Genomic DNA, 18,692 nt, shown 5'->3' with positions numbered 1-18,692 from the left:
CGAAAAACCCGCCGAGGCGGGTTTTTTTATGGGTGAAGAATCATCAGGCAATCAGTTGACGACTAACCAGCGGACCGCTGATGTTTTGTGCCGCACGATCCATCACTTCCTGAATAACGGATGACAGTTCATTGACTTCAAACTTCGCCACATAGCCATCGGCTTTCACTTTGCGAACGTGATCTTCGTTGGCGCTGCCAGAGAGGGACGAGTGGATGACGACCGGGATTTTCTTCAGTCGCTCGTCGGTTTTGATTTTTCGGGTAAGCGTGAACCCGTCCATCTCCGGCATTTCCAGATCGGTTAATACCAGGGCGATTTTATCGCTGACAGATTTTCCTTCCGCTTCCGCTTCCTGTGCCAGTTGCTGGATTTTCTCCCACGCATCTTTACCGGTGATGTGCATTTGGTGGGGAATGTCCATCGCCGTTAATCCTTTCTCCAGCATCGCACGGGCCACACGGGAATCCTCCGCAACAATGGCGACGGCACCGGGCGTGATGTTGAACTTATTGGTTTTCAGTTCTTTTGCGCGCAGATCGTGGTTCGACGGCACGATGTCGTAGAGGATCTGTTCTACATCAAGCACCAGCGCCAGGTTGTTGGTCTCTTTATCTTCATCCAGACAGGCGATACTGGTGATATAACGCCCATTCACCGCTTTTTCCGCAGTGTGTACCTGCTTCCAGTCCAGACGCATGATGTTTTCAACTGATTCAACCGCGAAAGCCTGGACACTGCGGGCGTATTCGGTGATCAACAGAATATTAAGCCCGTTCTCCGGTTTGCAACCGGCAACGGCAGGAAGGTCGATGACCGGAATCACCTGATCGCGAATATTGACCATTCCCAACAGGGGCGATTTCATCCCCGCGGGACGAGTGAAAGCAGGCATGGGGACAATTTCGCGCAGTTTGAACACGTTAATGCCAAACAGCTCAGACTTCTGTTCGTGCACAGAAGTGCCAAGACGAAACAGCAGCAGTTCAAAGCGGTTGGACAGGGTCAGATTTGCCCTGTCATCGATATCTTTCTGGAAATTATCCATTCTGTCCTCAGTGTGAATACAGCGTTTTTACTGTTATCGGCACTGAGGGCAAAAAATGGAGCGTTAAACGGAGAAAACAGCGAAATCATCCGCAAGTTCGGTTGCCGGGAAAATCGCCTGACACTCCGCCAGTAACCGCTGGCAGCCTGTGGCGTCATAGCGTGAGCTGACGTGGGTCATAATCAGTTTCCCCACCCCGGCCTCCCGCGCCAGCAACGCCGCCTGACGGGTAGAGCTGTGTCCGCGACTGTTGGCCTTTTCTTCCATTGCCGTATCCAGCGTGGTTTCATGCACCATCACATCGACCCCTTTTGCCAGTTCACGCGCTGATGCGCAGGGGGCTGTGTCACCAAAAATGGCCACCTTCTTACCGGGTATTGACGGGGCGAGAAAGTCTGAACCGCGTATCTCGTTGCCATCTTCGAGCGTGATGGTTTTACCGGCCTTCAGATCCTGAAACCAGGGACCGGGTTTGATCCCGGCGGCTTTCAATGCTCTGGCATCCAATGCTCCCGGTTTATCATGTTCTTCAACGCGAAAACCGTAGCATTCCAGCGGGTGCTCAAGTGGCCAGGCGGTCACTTTACGCAGTCCATCATCCAGAATTTCACCGGCGGTGATTTCGATAATATTCAATGGATAATCTGTCCAGGAACCGCTCAGGCGCAGCGCCGTTTCGGTAAATTCACGCACTCCCTGTGGGCCATAAATCGTTAGCGGATGGGCATTGCCAGCCATCGAACGACTGCACAATAACCCCGGTAAACCAAACAGATGATCGCCATGCAGATGGCTGATAAAAATACGTTCAATCTTGCCGGGATGATGTGCTGTGCTCAGCATCTGGTGCTGTGTGCCTTCGCCACAGTCGAACAGCCACAGCGCGGGTTGAGTCGGGTGCTGATGATGCAATAAAAGCGCCGAGACGTTGCGCGTGCGCGTGGGGACGCCCGCCGAGGTACCTAAAAAGAGAAATTCCATTATTTCATTACACTGTTGAAAAATAATCTGGCTAGTATAAAACGTTTACGGAAAAAGGAGCGCACGATGATCACCTGGCAAGATCTGCATCATTCCGAATTAACGGTCCCGCAACTCTATGCGTTGTTAAAACTACGCTGTGCGGTGTTTGTCGTCGAACAACATTGCCCCTATCTCGACGTGGATGGCGACGATCTGGTAGGCGAAAACCGCCATATTCTCGGCTGGCATGACGGTGAACTCGTGGCATATGCAAGGATTCTGAAAAGTGCTGATGATCTGGAGCCCGTGGTGATTGGGCGGGTGATCGTCAGCGAAGCGCTACGCGGGGAGAAACTGGGGCAAACGCTGATGGAACAGACGCTGGCGTCCTGCCAGCAACACTGGCCGGAGAAGGTGCTGTATCTTGGCGCGCAGGCACATTTGCAGCGCTTCTATGGGCGATTCGGTTTTACGCCGGTCACTGGGGTGTATGACGAGGATGGCATCCCGCATATCGGGATGGCGCGTGAGACGATTCAGGCGTAATCCTGCGTCGTTGTCTATAGTTAGGAACAGGTTTTACTAAAATGGAGAACAAGAATGTCTTATCAATTTGGTGACTCGCGTATTGATGATGACCTGACGCTGCTGAGTGAAACGCTGGAGGAGGTGCTGCGTTCTTCAGGCGACCCTGCCGATCAAAAGTATATCGAGCTGAAAGCGCGCGCGGAACGGGCGCTGGAAGAGGTGAAAAATCGTGTGAGCCACGCTTCGGACAGCTACTATTATCGTGCCAAACAGGCGGTTTATCGTGCTGATGATTATGTGCATGAAAAGCCCTGGCAGGGCATTGGTGTTGGTGCGGCGGTTGGACTGGTGCTCGGATTACTGTTAGCCCGACGCTAACCTGTAACGGGGATCGCATTTACTCCCTAAACGGAGGTACTGCTTTTTTTGCGCAGTACCCCGTATAATGTGAGGTTTTAAAAGGGAGAGGTCCGCGTGCATTCACTCACTACTGCGCTGGAAAGTCTGACGCGTCTTTTATCGCAGGCGATCCCCGCGGTACCTGGTATCCGGGTTCTCGATGTCCCTTTTCCCCTTAATGACGCCTTTGATGCTTTAAGCTGGTTGGCTAGTCAGACCATCTACCCTCAATTTTACTGGCAACAGCGCAATGGCGATGAAGAAGCGGCGGTACTCGGCGACGTCGCAACATTTCCTTCTCTTGAGGCGGCGCAGCGCTTTCTGCGTCAACATCCCCGGCAGAACGATCTGCGTATCTGGGGACTGAATGACTTCGACCCACAGAAAGGGTTTCTGTTTTTGCCACGCCTCGAATGGCGACGCTGCGCGGGCGTGGCGGTACTGCGTCTGCATTTGTGCAGCGATATTTCTCTGCGCGAGGATGCCGATCGCGCGATCACATTTCTTGCCGCGCTGGCCAATGCAAAACCATTGCCGACGCTACGTCTGACGCTAACCCATGAGCAGCACTGGCCGGAAAAAGCAGGATGGATAAGCCTGATTAACAAGGCCACCGAAACGATCGCCGAAGAGACGCTCGAAAAAGTGGTTCTGGCGCGGGCCAGTGATTTGCACTTTTCACATCCGGTCAATGCCGCTGCCGTCATGGCCTCAAGCCGCCGTTTAAACCTCAACTGCTATCATTTTTTCATGGCCTTCTGTGCAGAGCGCGCGTTTCTGGGGTCTTCCCCGGAACGTCTCTGGCGACGCCGTGATACTGCGCTTCGTACTGAGGCGCTCGCCGGGACCGTGGCGAATCATCCCGATGACTATAAAGCCTGGCAACTGGGTGAATGGCTGATGAAGGACGATAAAAACCAGCGCGAAAATATGCTGGTGGTTGAAGACATCTGCCAGCGATTGCAGGATTACACCCACTCACTGGACGTTCTGCCGCCACAGGTTTTGCGGTTGCGAAAAGTGCAGCATTTAAGGCGTTGCATCTGGACGGCGCTTAATCAGGCTGATGACATCCTGTGTTTAGTCCAGCTTCAACCTACTGCCGCTGTCGCCGGGATCCCGCGCGAACGGGCACGGGCGTTTATACAGCAGCATGAACCCTTCGAACGCGAATGGTATGCCGGTTCGGCTGGTTATTTGTCATTACAACAGAGCGAGTTTTGTGTCTCGCTGCGGTCGGCGAAGATCAGTGGGAATGTGGTACGGCTGTATGCCGGCGCGGGTATTGTTCGCGGGTCAGATCCTGAGCAGGAGTGGCAGGAAATTGACAACAAAGCAGCAGGCCTGCGATCTTTGTTCCAGATGGACGGGTAATGAGTCACATATTCCCGACTCATATCAATAATCAATTTTTTCCGTTCTTTATACTTAGTCGCAATATTGATACCGGACAATCTCATGTCAGTAAGCGCATTTAACCGACGCTGGGCGGCGGTCATTCTGGAAGCATTAACTCGCCACGGTGTCAGGCATGTTTGCATTGCCCCTGGCTCTCGCTCTACGCCGCTCACCCTGGCAGCGGCGGACAATTCCGCTTTTATTCACCACACCCATTTTGATGAGCGTGGTCTTGGGCATCTGGCGCTGGGACTGGCGAAAGTGAGCAAGCAGCCCGTTGCCGTGATTGTCACGTCGGGTACGGCTGTCGCTAACCTTTACCCGGCGCTGATTGAAGCCGGGTTAACGGGGGAAAAACTGATCCTGCTGACCGCGGATCGCCCTCCTGAGCTGATTGACTGTGGCGCGAATCAGGCGATTCGTCAGGCCGGTATGTTTGCTTCGCATCCGTCACAGACGCTTTCTCTTCCGCGCCCAACGCAGGATATTCCCGCCAGTTGGCTGGTGTCGACCATCGATAATGCGCTTGCCTCGCTACATGCGGGGGCGGTGCACATCAACTGCCCGTTTGCTGAACCGTTGTATGGCGACATGGACGATACCGGTCTGGCCTGGCAACAACGTCTCGGTGACTGGTGGCAGGATGATAAACCCTGGCTGCGCGAAGCGCGCCGGCTGGAGAGTGACAAACAGCGCGACTGGTTCTTCTGGCGACAAAAACGCGGCGTGGTGATTGCCGGGAGAATGAGCGCGGAAGAGGGCAAAAAAGTCGCACAGTGGGCGCAGACGCTGGGCTGGCCGCTGATCGGCGATGTTCTGTCGCAAACCGGCCAGCCGCTTCCCTGTGCCGATCTCTGGCTTGGTAACGCGAAGGCGATTACGGAACTACAACAGGCGCAGATTGTTGTGCAACTGGGCAGCAGTCTGACCGGAAAACGTTTACTGCAATGGCAGGCAAGCTGTACGCCTGACGAGTACTGGATTGTCGATAATATCGAAGGACGGCTCGATCCTGCGCATCATCGTGGTCGCCGTCTGGTCGCAAAACCTGGTGACTGGCTGGAACTGCATCCGGCGGAAAAACGCCAGCCCTGGTGCGTTGACATCCCGCGTCTGGCGGAACAGGCCTGGCAGGCGGTGGTGGCGCGTCGGGATACGTTTGGTGAAGCGCAACTGGCTCATCGTATCCGCGACTATCTGCCTGAGCAAGGGCAGCTCTTTGTCGGCAACAGCCTGGTGGTACGCCTGATTGATGCGCTGTCAAAACTCCCTGCGGGTTACCCGGTTTACAGCAATCGTGGCGCCAGCGGAATTGACGGACTCTTATCGACGGCGGCGGGCGTGCAGCGTGCGAGCGCAAAATCGACGCTGGCGATCGTCGGCGACCTGTCGGCGTTGTACGATCTCAACGCGTTAGCCTTGCTACGTCAGGTTTCCGCGCCGTTCGTGCTGATTGTCGTGAACAATAACGGCGGGCAGATTTTCTCGCTGTTGCCCACGCCGCAGAGCGAACGCGAACGCTTTTATCTGATGCCGCAAAATGTTCATTTTGAGCATGCCGCAGCGATGTTTAATCTCAAGTATCACCGCCCGGAAAGCTGGAATGAACTGGATGCGGCGCTGGCTGGGGCATGGCGCACCCCTGCAACCACGGTGATTGAACTGGTGGTCAATGATACCGACGGCGCGCAGACCCTGCAGCAGTTACTGGCGCAGGTAAGCCATCTATGATCCTGCACGCGCAGGCAAAAAACGTTCAGCCCGGTTTACCCTGGCTGGTTTTTTTGCACGGCTTTTCTGGCGACGCTCAGGAATGGCAGCCGGTTGGCGAGACGCTTTCCGGCTTTTCCCGACTGTATCTTGATTTGCCAGGGCATGGCGGATCGGCTGATATTCATGTCAGTGGGTTTGCTGATGTCACTGCGTTATTGCGTAATACCCTACTTAGTTACAACATACTGAACTACTGGCTGGTGGGATACTCTCTCGGCGGCAGAATAGCGATGATGGCGGCCTGTCAGGGGATGCCGGGGCTTAGCGGTCTGGTGGTAGAAGGCGGACATCCGGGACTGCAAAGCGATGCGGAACGTGATGCGCGCCAACGTTCTGACCGTCACTGGGCGGAACGCTTTCGCCATGACGCGCTGACCGACGTTTTTCATGACTGGTATCAGCAGCCGGTTTTTGCTTCGCTGAACGCGCAACAACGGGAGGCGCTGATCGCCTTGCGCAGCCAGAATAACGGCGAAACGCTGGCTGCCATGCTGGAGGCCACCTCGCTGGCCGTTCAGCCTGATTTACGCGCGGCGCTCAGCGCGCGCGCATTTCCGTTTTATTATTTATGTGGTGAACGTGACAGCAAATTTTGCGCCCTTGCGGCGGAATTAGCCGCGACCCGCCATGTGATTCGTAACGCCGGACACAACGCGCACCGGGAAAATCCCGCAGGCGTGGTGGACAGTCTGGCTCAGATTCTGCGTCTCTGACTAAAGGACACACTATGATCTATCCTGATGAAACAATGCTTTACGCACCGGTTGAATGGCACGACTGCTCCGAAGGTTACACGGACATTCGTTATGAAAAATCCACCGACGGTATTGCAAAAATCACCATTAATCGTCCACAGGTGCGCAACGCATTCCGTCCTTTGACCGTCAAAGAGATGATTCAGGCGCTGGCTGATGCCCGTTATGACGACAACGTGGGCGTGATTATTTTAACCGGCGCGGGCGATAAAGCGTTCTGTGCGGGTGGTGACCAGAAAGTGCGTGGTGACTACGGCGGCTATCAGGACGACTCCGGCGTTCATCATCTGAACGTGCTGGATTTCCAGCGTCAGATCCGTACCTGTCCGAAGCCGGTCGTGGCGATGGTGGCGGGGTATTCCATCGGCGGCGGTCATGTTCTGCATATGATGTGCGACCTGACGATCGCGGCGGAAAATGCCATCTTTGGTCAGACCGGCCCGAAAGTGGGCTCCTTTGACGGCGGCTGGGGCGCATCCTACATGGCGCGTATCGTTGGGCAGAAGAAAGCGCGTGAAATCTGGTTCCTGTGCCGTCAGTACGACGCTAAACAGGCGCTGGACATGGGCCTGGTCAACACCGTTGTCCCGCTGGCAGACCTTGAAAAAGAAACCGTGCGCTGGTGCCGTGAAATGTTGCAGAACAGCCCAATGGCGCTACGTTGCCTGAAAGCGGCGCTGAACGCAGACTGTGATGGTCAGGCAGGGCTACAGGAACTGGCGGGTAACGCGACCATGCTGTTCTACATGACGGAAGAAGGTCAGGAGGGCCGTAACGCTTTCAACCAGAAACGTCAGCCTGATTTCAGCAAATTCAAACGGAATCCGTAATGCGTAGCGCGCAGGTATACCGCTGGCAGATCCCCATGGACGCGGGGGTGATTCTGCGCGACAGGCGGTTAAAAACGCGTGACGGGCTGTATGTCTGTCTGTGCGATGGCGAGCGTCAGGGCTGGGGGGAAATCTCCCCGCTGCCGGGATTCAGTCAGGAAACCTGGGAAGAGGCGCAGAGCGTATTGCTGGCCTGGGTTGATGGCTGGCTACAGGGACAGGATGCCTTGCCCGCGATGCCGTCCGTGGCTTTCGGCGTAAGCTGCGCGCTGGCGGAAATCGCCGGAACGTTGCCTGAGGCTGCGGACTATCGGGCGGCACCCTTGTGTACCGGGGATCCGGACGATCTGGTATTGCAACTGGCCGACATGCCAGGCGAAAAAGTCGCAAAGGTGAAAGTCGGACTGTACGAAGCGGTGCGTGACGGCATGGTGGTCAACCTGCTGCTGGAGGCGATACCAGAACTGCATTTGCGTCTGGATGCCAACCGCGCCTGGACTCCGCTCAAGGCGCAGCAGTTCGCAAAGTACGTGAATCCGGATTACCGCGACCGCATCGCTTTCTTCGAAGAACCGTGCAAAACGCGGGAGGACTCCCGAGCTTTCGCCCTTGAAACCGGCATTGCGATCGCCTGGGATGAAAGCCTGCGTGAACCGGACTTTGTCTTTGAGGCAGAAGAGGGGGTACGCGCGGTGGTGATCAAACCGACGCTGACCGGGTCGCTGGAGAAGGTTCGCGAACAGGTGCAGGCGGCGCATGCGCTGGGGCTGACGGCGGTGATCAGTTCGTCCATCGAGTCGAGCCTGGGCCTCACCCAACTGGCGCGCATTGCCGCATGGCTGACGCCGCAGACAATTCCCGGTCTGGACACGCTGAGTCTGATGCAGGCCCAGCAGATTCGCCGCTGGCCGGGCAGTCCGTTGCCGTTGATTGAACAAGATGCGCTGGAAAGAGTGCGATGACCTTTCCTGACTGGCCGTGGCGTTACTGGCGGCAGGTTCGGGCAGATGCGCCAGCCTTACGCCTGAATGACGAGGTGCTAAGCTGGCGTACGCTCTGTGGCCGCATTGATGCGCTCGCGAGTGGTTTTGCCGCGCAGGGGGTCACTGAAGGCTGCGGCGTTATGCTGCGCGCCTGGAACCATCCGCAGATGGTGCTGGCGTGGCTGGCGCTGTTACAGTGTGGGGCGAGGATCCTGCCGGTCAATCCGCAGCTTCCTCACTCCCTGCTGACAACCCTGTTGCCCGAGCTCACGCTGCAGTTTGCGCTGGATCTGGAGGGTGATAATCCCTTTCCCTTTCTGCTCTCGCTGGACGGCCAGAATGCAGATGGGCAGTATGCCGTCGACTGGCAGCCGCAGCGTCTGTGTTCCATGACCCTGACCTCCGGTTCGACCGGTCTGCCGAAAGCGGCAGTTCATGCCTGTCAGGCGCATCTTGCCAGTGCTGAAGGCGTACTGTCGCTAATGCCGCTGGCAAAAGACGACGACTGGCTGCTCTCTTTGCCGCTGTTCCATGTCTCCGGGCAGGGAATTATGTGGCGCTGGCTGTTTGCCGGAGCGCGGATGACCGTGCGCGAAAAGCAGCCGCTGGAACAGATGCTGGCCGGATGTACGCATGCTTCGCTGGTGCCGACGCAACTCTGGCGTCTGCTGGTGAACCAGACGCCGGTCGCGTTGAAAGCGGTTTTGCTCGGGGGGGCGGCGATTCCGGTGGCGTTAACCGAACAGGCCCGCGCCCAGGGGATCCGCTGCTGGTGTGGTTACGGCCTGACGGAGTTTGCCTCGACGGTGTGTGCGAAAGAGGCAGATGGTCTGGCTGATGTCGGTATGCCCTTACCGGGACGAGAAGTCAGAATTGTGAATGATGAAGTCTGGCTGCGAGCGGCCAGCATAGCGGAAGGTTACTGGCGTAATGGCAAACTGGTGCCGCTGGTTAACGACGAGGGCTGGTTTGCCACGCGCGATCGCGGCGTGCTGCAAGGCGGAAAACTGACTATCTCCGGGCGTCTGGATAATCTTTTTTTCAGTGGTGGCGAGGGCATTCAACCTGAAGAGGTCGAACGGGTTATCGTGACGCATCCGCATGTACTTCAGGCTTTTGTTGTTCCTGTTGCAGACGCCGAGTTTGGGCATCGTCCAGTGGCGGTTATTGAGTATGAGAGCGGCGATGCGGACATTGATCTCAGCGAATGGGTAAAAGACAAACTGGCGCGTTTTCAGCAGCCAGTACGTTGGTTATCGCTTCCGGCAGAACTGAAAAATGGCGGTATTAAAATTTCCCGGCGGGCGCTCATCGATTGGGTAAGCAATGTAACTCAGTAAAAAATCACTAATTTCACTTCACACGTCTGCGATCTACCTGCTATTGCAGCTTTGTTTATCTGCTAAAGTGTAACGTTATGTGAACATTCACAACGGGTAAGGTAAGCAATGGAATGGCGGGTAAAAAAGTCATGCTGCAATAAGACGTCAGGGAAGCATGTGCTGGTGCTGAGTGACACAGGCGACTCCCTGAAAATGTTGGCAGAAGTGCAATCCGATTGGGTTGTCAGCGCAGGCGACATGCTTTCTCCGCTGAAAGATGCCCGGTATTGCATTAATCGCGATAAATCGCGGACGATAAAGATTCTGGACGCCCGACATTATACCAGTGAGGAGTGGGAGCGTTTGAAGGCCTTACTGGAGAAAGCCTGAACGTCAGAGGGATTTCTGACGCGCGGGAAGAAAAATCGTCATCAGCCCAGCCATAATACATACCACGCCCACCAGCGCTTTCAGTGAGAACGTGCCTTGCCAGCCAGGTAAAATCATCGAGGCAATCCACACCAGCACATAACTCAGACTGAGCAAGGCGTAGGCTTTGCTCAGGGCGAGTTGATGTAGCGCTTTGTGCCAGCAGAAAACTGAAACCAGATATCCCATTAACCCGAAAAACAGCGCCAGTGGAGCGGGATTCAGGGAAAACAATGCGGGGATAAAAGCCTGCCAGTGCATGACTGGCGGCAGGTTTGTCATGGCAAAGCCGAGGCTAAGTTGCGCGACTGACGTGATAATGACGCTACACAATCCCCACAGTAATCCCATTATGCCGCGCTCCCCAGAATGAAAATTCCGCTGATGATGAGTGCGATACCCAGCCAGTGACGAAGCGTGACGGGTTCTTGCCAGATTTTCCATGCCAGCATCGTGACCCAGACAAAATTCAGGCTCAGCATCGGATAGGCGATACCCACGGGAATGTTTTGTAGCACCAGCAGCCACAGCGCCATCGCCAGACCGAGACAGACCAGCGCCAGCCCGAGCCACAGGGAAATATGCCGCATGCGCGCGCTGACAGACACAGGGCGCGTTGCCTGTTTCTGACACAATTGCCCGGCCACGCTGAGCAGACTGGCCATCATCAGAACCAGCCAGATCATTTGGGCCGATACTGAATCAGCACCAGACGCCCCTGATTATCGATGGTGTCAGCAGGGGGAATGGCAAGACGGTTGATATCTTCATCCTTCGCGATGGAAAGCACGAGTGTAATGACTCCTTCCTGACGATGCTGGCTGAGCCAGTCAGCAAAACCGTTGTAGCTGACGAAACGACCTTTGGCATCAGGGTAGTTAAGTCCATATTTCAGCTCACCCGTTTGCCCATACATGATGATGTCATCACGTTTCAGACTCCAGGCAAGTCCTGCGGCGACCCCTACGCTATCCGTCAGAATATAGCGGCTGGGGACAAGGGTTTCCCGGGTCATCTCAACGAAAAACTGCGGTTGTTTAGATTCCATCACCCTGTCCGGTATGGAAAAACCAAACAGCAACACCAGCCCGGTTGGGCAAAGCGCTGAGTAAATCCAGCTTTTTTCGGGGTTGCTCAACGTATACCAGCCGAAGAATGCCCACACCGAGAAAATACCCAGTGAACAAAAGACTTTATAAATCTCAATATAAACCCAGACAGGCGACTTGAGCGGCCCCCAAGGGGAGATGGCCAGCGTGGCGATAATCCCGATGATACCGAACAGAATGTTGAGCCAGCCGTTGATGCGTAGTGCCTTACCTCCTTTTTCTGCGGCGCTCAGTCCGTATCTCGCCATCAGCATCGCCAGCGGCGCGAAGCACGAGAGAATATAGGTGGGTAACTTACCTTTGGCGATGCTGAAAAAGACAAGCGGCATCACAATCCAGCCCAGCAGATACAGGGCGCTACGGGACTCATCGCGCGACTGCCAGCCAGTTTTCAGTGCTCCCGGCAGTAGCGCAAGCCACGGCAAACTTCCGGCGATCAGCACGGGCAGATAGTACCAGAACGGCGCTTTGTGCTGCGCGTCGTCTTTCGCGAAACGCTGGATATGCTCGACCCAGAAAAAATAGTGCCAGAAATCGGGCTCGCGGCGGGCGATGGCCAGCGCCCACGGCAGGATAATGGCGACACAACTGATGACAGCCAGGCCACCAAACAGAAACAGATCTTTCCAGCGTTTCTGGACCGCTACCCACGGTAAGATGCTGAGCACCGGGACGGCGAGCGCAAGAAAACCTTTGGTCATCACCCCCATCCCGCAGGTGAGCCCCAGCAGCAGAAATCCGGCGCTTTTGCCTTTCCACGTGGTGGCCTGCATTGCCAGCCAGAAACTGCACATTCCTGCCACCAGCCAGAGCGCAATCAGCGGATCGAGTACCGCGTAGGTGCCGATGCTATACACGATAAACAACGACAGGAAGATAATGGCTGATAACAGCGCTGTTCGTCTGTCCTGCCATAAACGCATTGCAAGCCAGGCGATCAGCAGGGCGGTCAGTAGCGTCGCAAAAATCGCGCCAGCACGAACGCCAAAGTTGTTTGCGCCAAACAGCCATTGCCCGATGCTGTTGATCCAGTAGCCAGCAATCGGTTTTTCAAAATATCGCAGTCCCAAAAAGTGGGGGACCAGCCAGTCGCCGGAGGCTAACATTTCACGGCTGATTTCGGCGTAGCGTGTTTCATCCGGCTGCCAGAGCAGACGCAGGTTGACAGGGATCAGATAACCCAACGCGATAAATGCAATCAATGCCAGTGAGTGACGTATATTCTTCATTGTCTGATGCTCACAGATTGCTGACAGCCAAGCCAGCCTTCTCTTCCTGCCATTTTCCCGCGGACAATTTGCCCGGGCGGTAATGTCTGTCGATCGTCAGGCAATAAATCGCCAAGCGGGCAGAACGTAATGCCTGCATCAACGGCGCGCTGGAGGAGATCTTCAAACTGGCTGCGGTATGCGCAGCCTTCGACTTCGGCATGAATGGTATAGACCGGCGTGCCTCTATCCCGCTGCATACGCGCGAGGATCCAGGGATTGAAATCCTCAGCATGAACCTCGACGCCAACAACCTCGTCCCAGGTGGGGAGCGTCACCGGAATTTGCGGTGTGCCAAAGAGATCATCCCCGAGGAGCGGGCGAAACGGCGCACTGCCGCGACAGTCGCTGTTGTATCGCAGCGAGAACGGCTGTTTGGCCCGCACGACGCGCTGGTCAGCGCGCCAGCCTGCAACCGCCGAGCAGGTGACCGGCTGGCCGGTTATGGCCTCCAGCGCCGAGATACCGCGTGAAATATCCTCGGTGAGCTGCTGCTCGCTCCAGTGGGGACTGCGGGATTGCCAGGCGTGATGATCCCAGGCATGCAACCCGGTTTCATGATGGCGCGCCGTTTCACGGATAATCGCGGCATTTGCCCGGCCGATCTCTTTGCCCGGCCAGGCCGTGCCCGCTAACAGAATATCCCAGCCATAGAGCGATGCGGCGTTGGAACGCAGCATTTTCCACAGAAACTGAGGCTTTATCAGACGCCAGAGATGGCGTCCCATATTGTCTGGCCCAACGCTGAAGAAAAAACTTGCCCGAATATTATATCGGTTCAATGTCTCTAACAGACGAGGTACGCCTTCGCGGGTGCCACGAAAGGTATCGACATCAATGCGCAAGCCCACGTTTGTCATGATGTTTGATCCGTGAGTTCCACGCTGCGCAGGAAGAAGTCCAGGGTTTCTTCAACCGTCTCGCGCATGTCGATAGTGGGTTCCCAGTTCAGGCAGCGTTTGGCATTGCGAATGTTGGGCTTACGGTGCTCCACATCCTGATAGCCCTTACCGTAATAGCTGCTACTTTCGACAACTCTTAATCCGGCAAATGGCGGGAAGTGATGGCGCAGCGGATGCTTGTCGAAACTCTCCAGCAGCATCTCTGCTAATTCTTTAATACTGGCTTCGTTTGTCGGGTTGCCGATATTGATGATTTCACCCTCGCAGCGTCCCCCTTCATTTTCGATGATCCGGTAGAGCGCTTCGATGCCGTCGCGAATGTCCGTAAAGCAGCGTTTTTGTTTGCCTCCGTCGATAAGCTTGATTGGCGAACCTTCCACCAGATTGAGGATCAACTGAGTAATGGCGCGTGAGCTGCCAATTCGTGCGGAGTTCAGGCTATCGAGACGCGGCCCCATCCAGTTGAACGGGCGGAAAAGGGTAAAGCGAAGCCCTTCTTTTTCGCCATATGCCCAGATAACGCGGTCCAGAAGCTGCTTGGACACAGAGTAAATCCAGCGGGGTTTGTTGACCGGGCCGACAATCAGATTTGAACTGTCCTCATCGAACACCTTGTCAGTACACATCCCATACACTTCCGACGTTGACGGGAAAATGATGCGCTTACGGTATTTCACGCAATAACGAATGATTTTTAGGTTCTCTTCAAAATCCAGTTCAAAGACGCGCAGCGGGTTGCGGGTGTATTCAATCGGCGTCGCAATAGCGACCAGCGGTAGCACCACATCGCACTTCTTAACGTGGTACTCGATCCACTCAGAGTGAATACTGATATCCCCTTCAACAAAGTGAAAGCGTGGATGGCTGAGGAAACGGTCAATCGCATCGCTACCGATGTCCAGACCATAGATTTCGTAGTTATCTTCCCGCAGCAGGCGTTCGGTAAGATGATTACCGATGAAGCCATTCACGCCCAGAATCAGCACGCGGGTACGGCGCTTACTGGCGACCAGTGTCGAGCTGTTTAAACGTGAACCTGTCACCAGCCCCAACACCTGCGCTAACTGTGCGCCTTGCATGGTGATGCCATCACCTGCCTGTCCGGTCACGACCTCCAGCGCACCTTGCGAACAGGCAATCAGCAAAGGAGACACCGAAATTACCGTTCCGGGCAGGGCGGCGTCTGTCTGAGGATGAACACGGGACGACCAGACGGTAAACTTTTGCGTACCGGAATGGCTGAATGCGCCAGGCCAGGGGGCTGACACGGCACGCACCATGTTGTGCAGCGTAGACGCGGGTTTACTCCAGTCAAGACGACTGTCTTCGGGCGTGCGGCGACCAAAGCAGGTCGCTTCGCTTTCGTTTTGCTGCACCTCATGAATCTCTTTTTGCATGATGGCGGGCAGCGTCTGCCCCAGCATCTGTCGCGCGGCCTGGCACAGTTTGTGGTGTAACGTCAGGGCCATATCGTCAGGTGATATTTCAACGCGCTGCTGCGCGATAATGGCGCCTGCATCGGCACGCTTCACCATGCGGTGCAGGGTAACGCCCGTTTCGCTTTCGCCATTCTCCAGCACCCAGTTCAGCGGCGCGCGGCCGCGATATTTCGGCAGCAGCGATCCATGCAGGTTAAACGCGCCGGCCGGGGCCAGATCTAAAATGGCATCGCTCAGCAAATGACGATAGTAAAACGAGAAAATCACCTCAGGTGCAAGCTGATGAATGCGCTCAACCCAGATCGGGTGATTGACGTTATCGGGCGCGTAAACGGGAATGCCCGCGTCAGCCGCCAGACGAGAAACGGAGCCAAAAAAGGCGTTTTCTCCCGGATTATCGGTATGGGTAAAAATAGCGGCAATGTCATAACCCGCGTCAATCAGGGCCTGAACGCCCAGACATCCCATATCGTGATATGCGAAGACAACAGCTTTCATTATTGATTTTCCTCAGTCGAATTCAGGCTTTCCGGGCGGATAACGTGCTGGACAAAATAGCGGGGACGGGCGCGGACATCATTGTAGATTCGCCCGATGTACTCACCGAGTAATCCCATCCCAATAAACTGCGCGCCAATAAAGGTAAACAGGACAGCGAACAGCATAAACACACCTTCCGCTGCCCACTGCGGTCCCAGCGTTAGTCGGAGAATGACCAGCAATATCGACAGGGTAAAACCGGTTATCGCGATCACGCTGCCGAGCAGGCTGAGCATGCGCAAAGGGGTTGTCGTCAGACAGGTTACCAGGTCGTACATCAGGTTAATCAGGCGCATAAAACTGTATTTGGAATCGCCGAATTCACGTTCCGCGTGATGGACCGGGATTTCTGTTGCGCGACGGGCAAAGATATTCGCCAGAATGGGGATAAAAGTGCTGCGTTCGTGGCAATGCAGCATGGCGTCAATAATGTGGCGTCGATAGGCGCGCAGCATACAGCCATAGTCGCCCATCGCTTTGCCCGTTGTGCGTTGAATCAGATGGTTGATCATCTTCGACGCCGTCTTGCGGAACAGGCTGTCCTGGCGATTCTGGCGCACCGTTCCCACCACGTCATAACCTTCATCGGCTTTCGCCACCAGTCGGGGGATCTCCTCCGGGGGATTTTGCAGATCGGCGTCAAGGGTAATGATCAGGTCGCCGGTTACGTGGCTGAATCCGGCCATAATGGCGGAATGTTGCCCATAGTTGCGATTGAGCAGAATCGCAACGACATGGCTGCCTTCAGCTTCTGATGCCTCTCTTAAGATCTGTGCTGAGTAATCGCTGCTGCCATCATCCACTAACAGGATTTCCCAGGCTTTTCCGAGGCTTTCGCAGGCTTCAGTGGTCCGTCGAAGCAATTCCGGCAGGCTCTCCTGCTCGTTGTAAACCGGGATCACCACTGACACTTTTTTAATCGGAGTCGCTTCAAACATCGTTATTTACCTGCAATCTGACGAAGCGCGCTGATAACGCGGGTGGTATCCGCCGGGGTCATATCGGGAAACAACGGCAGGGAGCAGATCCGTGCGCTGTTCCATTCGGAGTTGGGAAGTGATAAATGAGGAAAGCGCTCACGATAATATTTCTGGGTATGCGCGGCGCGAAAATGCAGGCCGGTACCAATCCCCTGTGCTTTGAGGGCTTCCATCAGCGCATCACGGCTGATGCCGCATCGTGTTTCATCAACGCGAATAATAAACAGATGCCAGGCATGAACATGCGACCATGACGGCAGGCTAAGCGGCTGAAAGGGAAGGTCGGCCAGCGCGTGTTGATATTCCAGCGCAATCGCAGCGCGTCGACGATTTATTTCCTCAAGTTTGCTTAACTGAACCAGGGCGATAGCGGCGTTAATATCGGTCAGATTATATTTGTATCCCGGTGTCAGCACTTCTGCCTGCGGGGCTCGGCCATAAGTCTGACGGTCATAAGCATCGACGCCGAGACCATGAAATTTCAGGCTGCGCAAACGTTGGGCGAGGTGTTCGTCATCAGTGACGATGAGCCCCCCCTCCGCGCAGGTGATATTTTTGATGGCGTGAAAGGAAAAAATCGCCGTACCTTGCGCGCCGACGTGGCGATCTTTGTAACGGGTGCCCACGGCATGGGCGGCATCTTCGATGACGGGAATGCCATGGCGTTTTGCAAGGCGGTAAATCGGATCAAGGTCGGCAGGCGCGCCCGCGTAATGAACGGGAATGATCGCTTTGGTGCGGGGAGTTATCGCGGCGTCGATCTGTTCTGCGCTGACCATCAGCGTGTCGCGGTCGACATCCACCATCACCGGCGTCGCCCCCAGCAAAACGATCATATTTAGCGTGGAAACCCACGTCATTGACGGCGTAATGACTTCATCGCCAGCGCCAATACCCAGCGCCATCAGTGTGATATGCATTCCCGCCGTTGCCGAACTGACGGCAATCGCGTGTTGATTTCCGGTTAGCTGGCAGAAAGCGTCTTCCAGTTGCTGGTTTTTCGGACCGGTGGTGATCCATCCAGAGTCGAGAACCGCTTTGATCGCGTTAAGTTCTTCTGAACCTACCGCCGGGCGAGAGAAAGGCAGAAAGTCAGACATCATATTTCCTTTAGCCATTTGGATGCTGCGATCCTCTTATTTATTAAATGCTAAACAGGAGGCTAAATAAGGATTACCCCATCTGGAGCGAGATGCTAATAGAGGAATATTAATTTAACCTTAAGAACTTAAGGTCGCAGATAAATAAACTATTTTGACTTTTTTATATTTGCATTGACGGTGATTTTAGGGCATTTTCCTCACATCATCTTTCATGTTCTCATTAAACAGTTTGCTGTTTTTATATTTCTATTTATCGGTAATATGTGGGGTTTTATGTGTTTAAATTGACACATTCTTTTGTTAAATACAGAAAAGGCCTGTTTACTCTGTTGTCTGTGCTGGGCATGTTAATCGGCCTGAGTAGTGGTTACGCCTGGAGCAGTAATGGGTTACCGAGAATCGATTCCCGCACGCTGGGCCGTCTGGAAAAACAGCACCCGGTTATCGTGCTGTTTCGTCATGCGCAGCGCTGCGATCGTTCAGACAATACCTGCCTGTCGGATAAAACTGGTATCACTGAGTATGGAGCCAGACAGGCCCGGATGCTTGGGCAGTCGTTTGGTCAGGAGGTAAAAGACTATGATCTTTATGCCAGTGATACGGTGCGCACCATTCAGTCAGCCACCTGGTTTTCTACAGGACAAAAAGTGATTGTGAATAAAGATATGCACCAGTGCGGGAGGCAGACAGCGTCGGCGATTAAACGTATCGCGAGTATGTCTGCAGATAAGAATGTGGTTATTTTTACCCATAATCATTGTCTGACATACCTCGCAAAAAATATGCGTGGGGTAAAAATTACGCCGGATTATCTCGATGGACTGGTGATGCATGTCCAGAACGGGAAATTATTTCTTGATGGTAAATATGTGGCATCGTAATCAGCAATGATCAATTCATCATGACAGCCGTAACGGCTGTCA

At 54.8% G+C, this 18,692-nt stretch carries 19 protein-coding genes; 10 read left to right on the top strand and 9 right to left on the bottom strand.

The genetic code is table 11. From position 1 onward, the window contains the following. Nucleotides 1–43: 43 nt before the first annotated feature. Together WB371_RS07190 and rbn are read right to left on the bottom strand one after the other, a co-directional pair. On the bottom strand, nucleotides 44–1,048 hold the full coding sequence (locus tag WB371_RS07190) for a chemotaxis protein (RefSeq protein WP_336219405.1): 1,005 nt from the start codon (nucleotides 1,046–1,048) through the stop codon (nucleotides 44–46). A gap of 63 nt (nucleotides 1,049–1,111) precedes the next feature. Next, complete coding sequence (rbn, locus tag WB371_RS07185; RefSeq protein WP_336219404.1) at nucleotides 1,112–2,029, bottom strand: ribonuclease BN; 918 nt, start codon at nucleotides 2,027–2,029, stop codon at nucleotides 1,112–1,114. Nucleotides 2,030–2,095: 66 nt separating this feature from the next. On the opposite strand from rbn, the gene WB371_RS07180 reads away from it, so the two are divergent. The 9 genes from WB371_RS07180 to pmrD all read left to right on the top strand — a co-directional run bounded on the left by WB371_RS07180 (nucleotide 2,096) and on the right by pmrD (nucleotide 10,389). Then, entirely contained in the window at nucleotides 2,096–2,557 is a 462-nt protein-coding gene (locus tag WB371_RS07180; RefSeq protein WP_336219403.1) for a GNAT family N-acetyltransferase, read from the top strand. A gap of 54 nt (nucleotides 2,558–2,611) precedes the next feature. Beyond that, the gene (gene elaB / locus WB371_RS07175) at nucleotides 2,612–2,917 is read left to right on the top strand and encodes a stress response protein ElaB (protein ID WP_336219402.1); all 306 of its coding nucleotides are present in this window, start codon (nucleotides 2,612–2,614) and stop codon (nucleotides 2,915–2,917) included. 96 nt (nucleotides 2,918–3,013) lie between these two features. Beyond that, on the top strand, nucleotides 3,014–4,312 hold the full coding sequence (gene menF / locus WB371_RS07170; RefSeq protein ID WP_336219401.1) for an isochorismate synthase MenF: 1,299 nt from the start codon (nucleotides 3,014–3,016) through the stop codon (nucleotides 4,310–4,312). A gap of 84 nt (nucleotides 4,313–4,396) precedes the next feature. After that, on the top strand, nucleotides 4,397–6,067 hold the full coding sequence (gene menD, locus WB371_RS07165; RefSeq protein ID WP_336219400.1) for a 2-succinyl-5-enolpyruvyl-6-hydroxy-3-cyclohexene-1-carboxylic-acid synthase: 1,671 nt from the start codon (nucleotides 4,397–4,399) through the stop codon (nucleotides 6,065–6,067). After that, complete coding sequence (gene menH, locus WB371_RS07160; RefSeq protein ID WP_336219398.1) at nucleotides 6,064–6,822, top strand: 2-succinyl-6-hydroxy-2,4-cyclohexadiene-1-carboxylate synthase; 759 nt, start codon at nucleotides 6,064–6,066, stop codon at nucleotides 6,820–6,822. The genes menD and menH overlap by 4 nt, the downstream gene beginning before the upstream one ends. Before the next feature lie 14 nt (nucleotides 6,823–6,836). Then, complete coding sequence (gene menB, locus WB371_RS07155; protein WP_336219397.1) at nucleotides 6,837–7,694, top strand: 1,4-dihydroxy-2-naphthoyl-CoA synthase; 858 nt, start codon at nucleotides 6,837–6,839, stop codon at nucleotides 7,692–7,694. Continuing rightward, nucleotides 7,694–8,656 (top strand): o-succinylbenzoate synthase, encoded by a 963-nt coding sequence (menC, locus tag WB371_RS07150; protein ID WP_336219396.1) that lies wholly within the window; start codon nucleotides 7,694–7,696, stop codon nucleotides 8,654–8,656. Before menB ends, menC begins: the two co-directional genes overlap by 1 nt. Continuing rightward, the gene (menE, locus tag WB371_RS07145; protein ID WP_336219395.1) at nucleotides 8,653–10,017 is read left to right on the top strand and encodes an o-succinylbenzoate--CoA ligase; all 1,365 of its coding nucleotides are present in this window, start codon (nucleotides 8,653–8,655) and stop codon (nucleotides 10,015–10,017) included. The genes menC and menE overlap by 4 nt, the downstream gene beginning before the upstream one ends. Nucleotides 10,018–10,125: 108 nt before the next feature. Further along, nucleotides 10,126–10,389 carry a signal transduction protein PmrD gene (pmrD, locus tag WB371_RS07140; RefSeq protein ID WP_336219394.1) on the top strand — a complete coding sequence of 88 codons (264 nt, stop codon included), beginning with the start codon at nucleotides 10,126–10,128 and terminating at the stop codon, nucleotides 10,387–10,389. Nucleotides 10,390–10,392: 3 nt separating this feature from the next. Here pmrD and arnF read toward each other — a convergent pair whose 3' ends face one another. The 7 genes from arnF to arnB are packed head-to-tail and all read right to left on the bottom strand — an operon-like array spanning nucleotide 10,393 to nucleotide 17,766. Further along, nucleotides 10,393–10,779 carry a 4-amino-4-deoxy-L-arabinose-phosphoundecaprenol flippase subunit ArnF gene (arnF, locus tag WB371_RS07135; protein ID WP_336219393.1) on the bottom strand — a complete coding sequence of 129 codons (387 nt, stop codon included), beginning with the start codon at nucleotides 10,777–10,779 and terminating at the stop codon, nucleotides 10,393–10,395. Next, entirely contained in the window at nucleotides 10,779–11,114 is a 336-nt protein-coding gene (gene arnE, locus WB371_RS07130; RefSeq protein WP_336219392.1) for a 4-amino-4-deoxy-L-arabinose-phosphoundecaprenol flippase subunit ArnE, read from the bottom strand. The genes arnF and arnE overlap by 1 nt, the downstream gene beginning before the upstream one ends. After that, nucleotides 11,111–12,766 (bottom strand): lipid IV(A) 4-amino-4-deoxy-L-arabinosyltransferase, encoded by a 1,656-nt coding sequence (gene arnT, locus WB371_RS07125; RefSeq protein ID WP_336219391.1) that lies wholly within the window; start codon nucleotides 12,764–12,766, stop codon nucleotides 11,111–11,113. The genes arnE and arnT overlap by 4 nt, the downstream gene beginning before the upstream one ends. Further along, nucleotides 12,763–13,665: a 4-deoxy-4-formamido-L-arabinose-phosphoundecaprenol deformylase gene (gene arnD, locus WB371_RS07120; protein ID WP_336219390.1), complete on the bottom strand. Its 903-nt coding sequence runs from the start codon at nucleotides 13,663–13,665 to the stop codon at nucleotides 12,763–12,765. Before arnD ends, arnT begins: the two co-directional genes overlap by 4 nt. Further along, nucleotides 13,662–15,644 (bottom strand): bifunctional UDP-4-amino-4-deoxy-L-arabinose formyltransferase/UDP-glucuronic acid oxidase ArnA, encoded by a 1,983-nt coding sequence (gene arnA, locus WB371_RS07115; RefSeq protein ID WP_336219389.1) that lies wholly within the window; start codon nucleotides 15,642–15,644, stop codon nucleotides 13,662–13,664. The genes arnD and arnA overlap by 4 nt, the downstream gene beginning before the upstream one ends. Beyond that, on the bottom strand, nucleotides 15,644–16,624 hold the full coding sequence (arnC, locus tag WB371_RS07110; RefSeq protein ID WP_336219388.1) for an undecaprenyl-phosphate 4-deoxy-4-formamido-L-arabinose transferase: 981 nt from the start codon (nucleotides 16,622–16,624) through the stop codon (nucleotides 15,644–15,646). The genes arnA and arnC overlap by 1 nt, the downstream gene beginning before the upstream one ends. Before the next feature lie 2 nt (nucleotides 16,625–16,626). Beyond that, nucleotides 16,627–17,766, bottom strand: coding sequence for a UDP-4-amino-4-deoxy-L-arabinose aminotransferase (gene arnB, locus WB371_RS07105; RefSeq protein WP_336219499.1), 1,140 nt, complete (start codon nucleotides 17,764–17,766; stop codon nucleotides 16,627–16,629). A gap of 278 nt (nucleotides 17,767–18,044) precedes the next feature. On the opposite strand from arnB, the gene WB371_RS07100 reads away from it, so the two are divergent. After that, nucleotides 18,045–18,650 (top strand): lipopolysaccharide core heptose(II)-phosphate phosphatase, encoded by a 606-nt coding sequence (locus WB371_RS07100; protein WP_336219387.1) that lies wholly within the window; start codon nucleotides 18,045–18,047, stop codon nucleotides 18,648–18,650. Nucleotides 18,651–18,692 lie beyond the last annotated feature (42 nt).

It is taken from the genome of Citrobacter amalonaticus, from assembly GCF_037053465.1.
Taxonomy (GTDB): Bacteria; Pseudomonadota; Gammaproteobacteria; order Enterobacterales; family Enterobacteriaceae; genus Citrobacter_A; species Citrobacter_A amalonaticus_H.
This window is presented reverse-complemented; position numbering and strand designations above follow the sequence as displayed.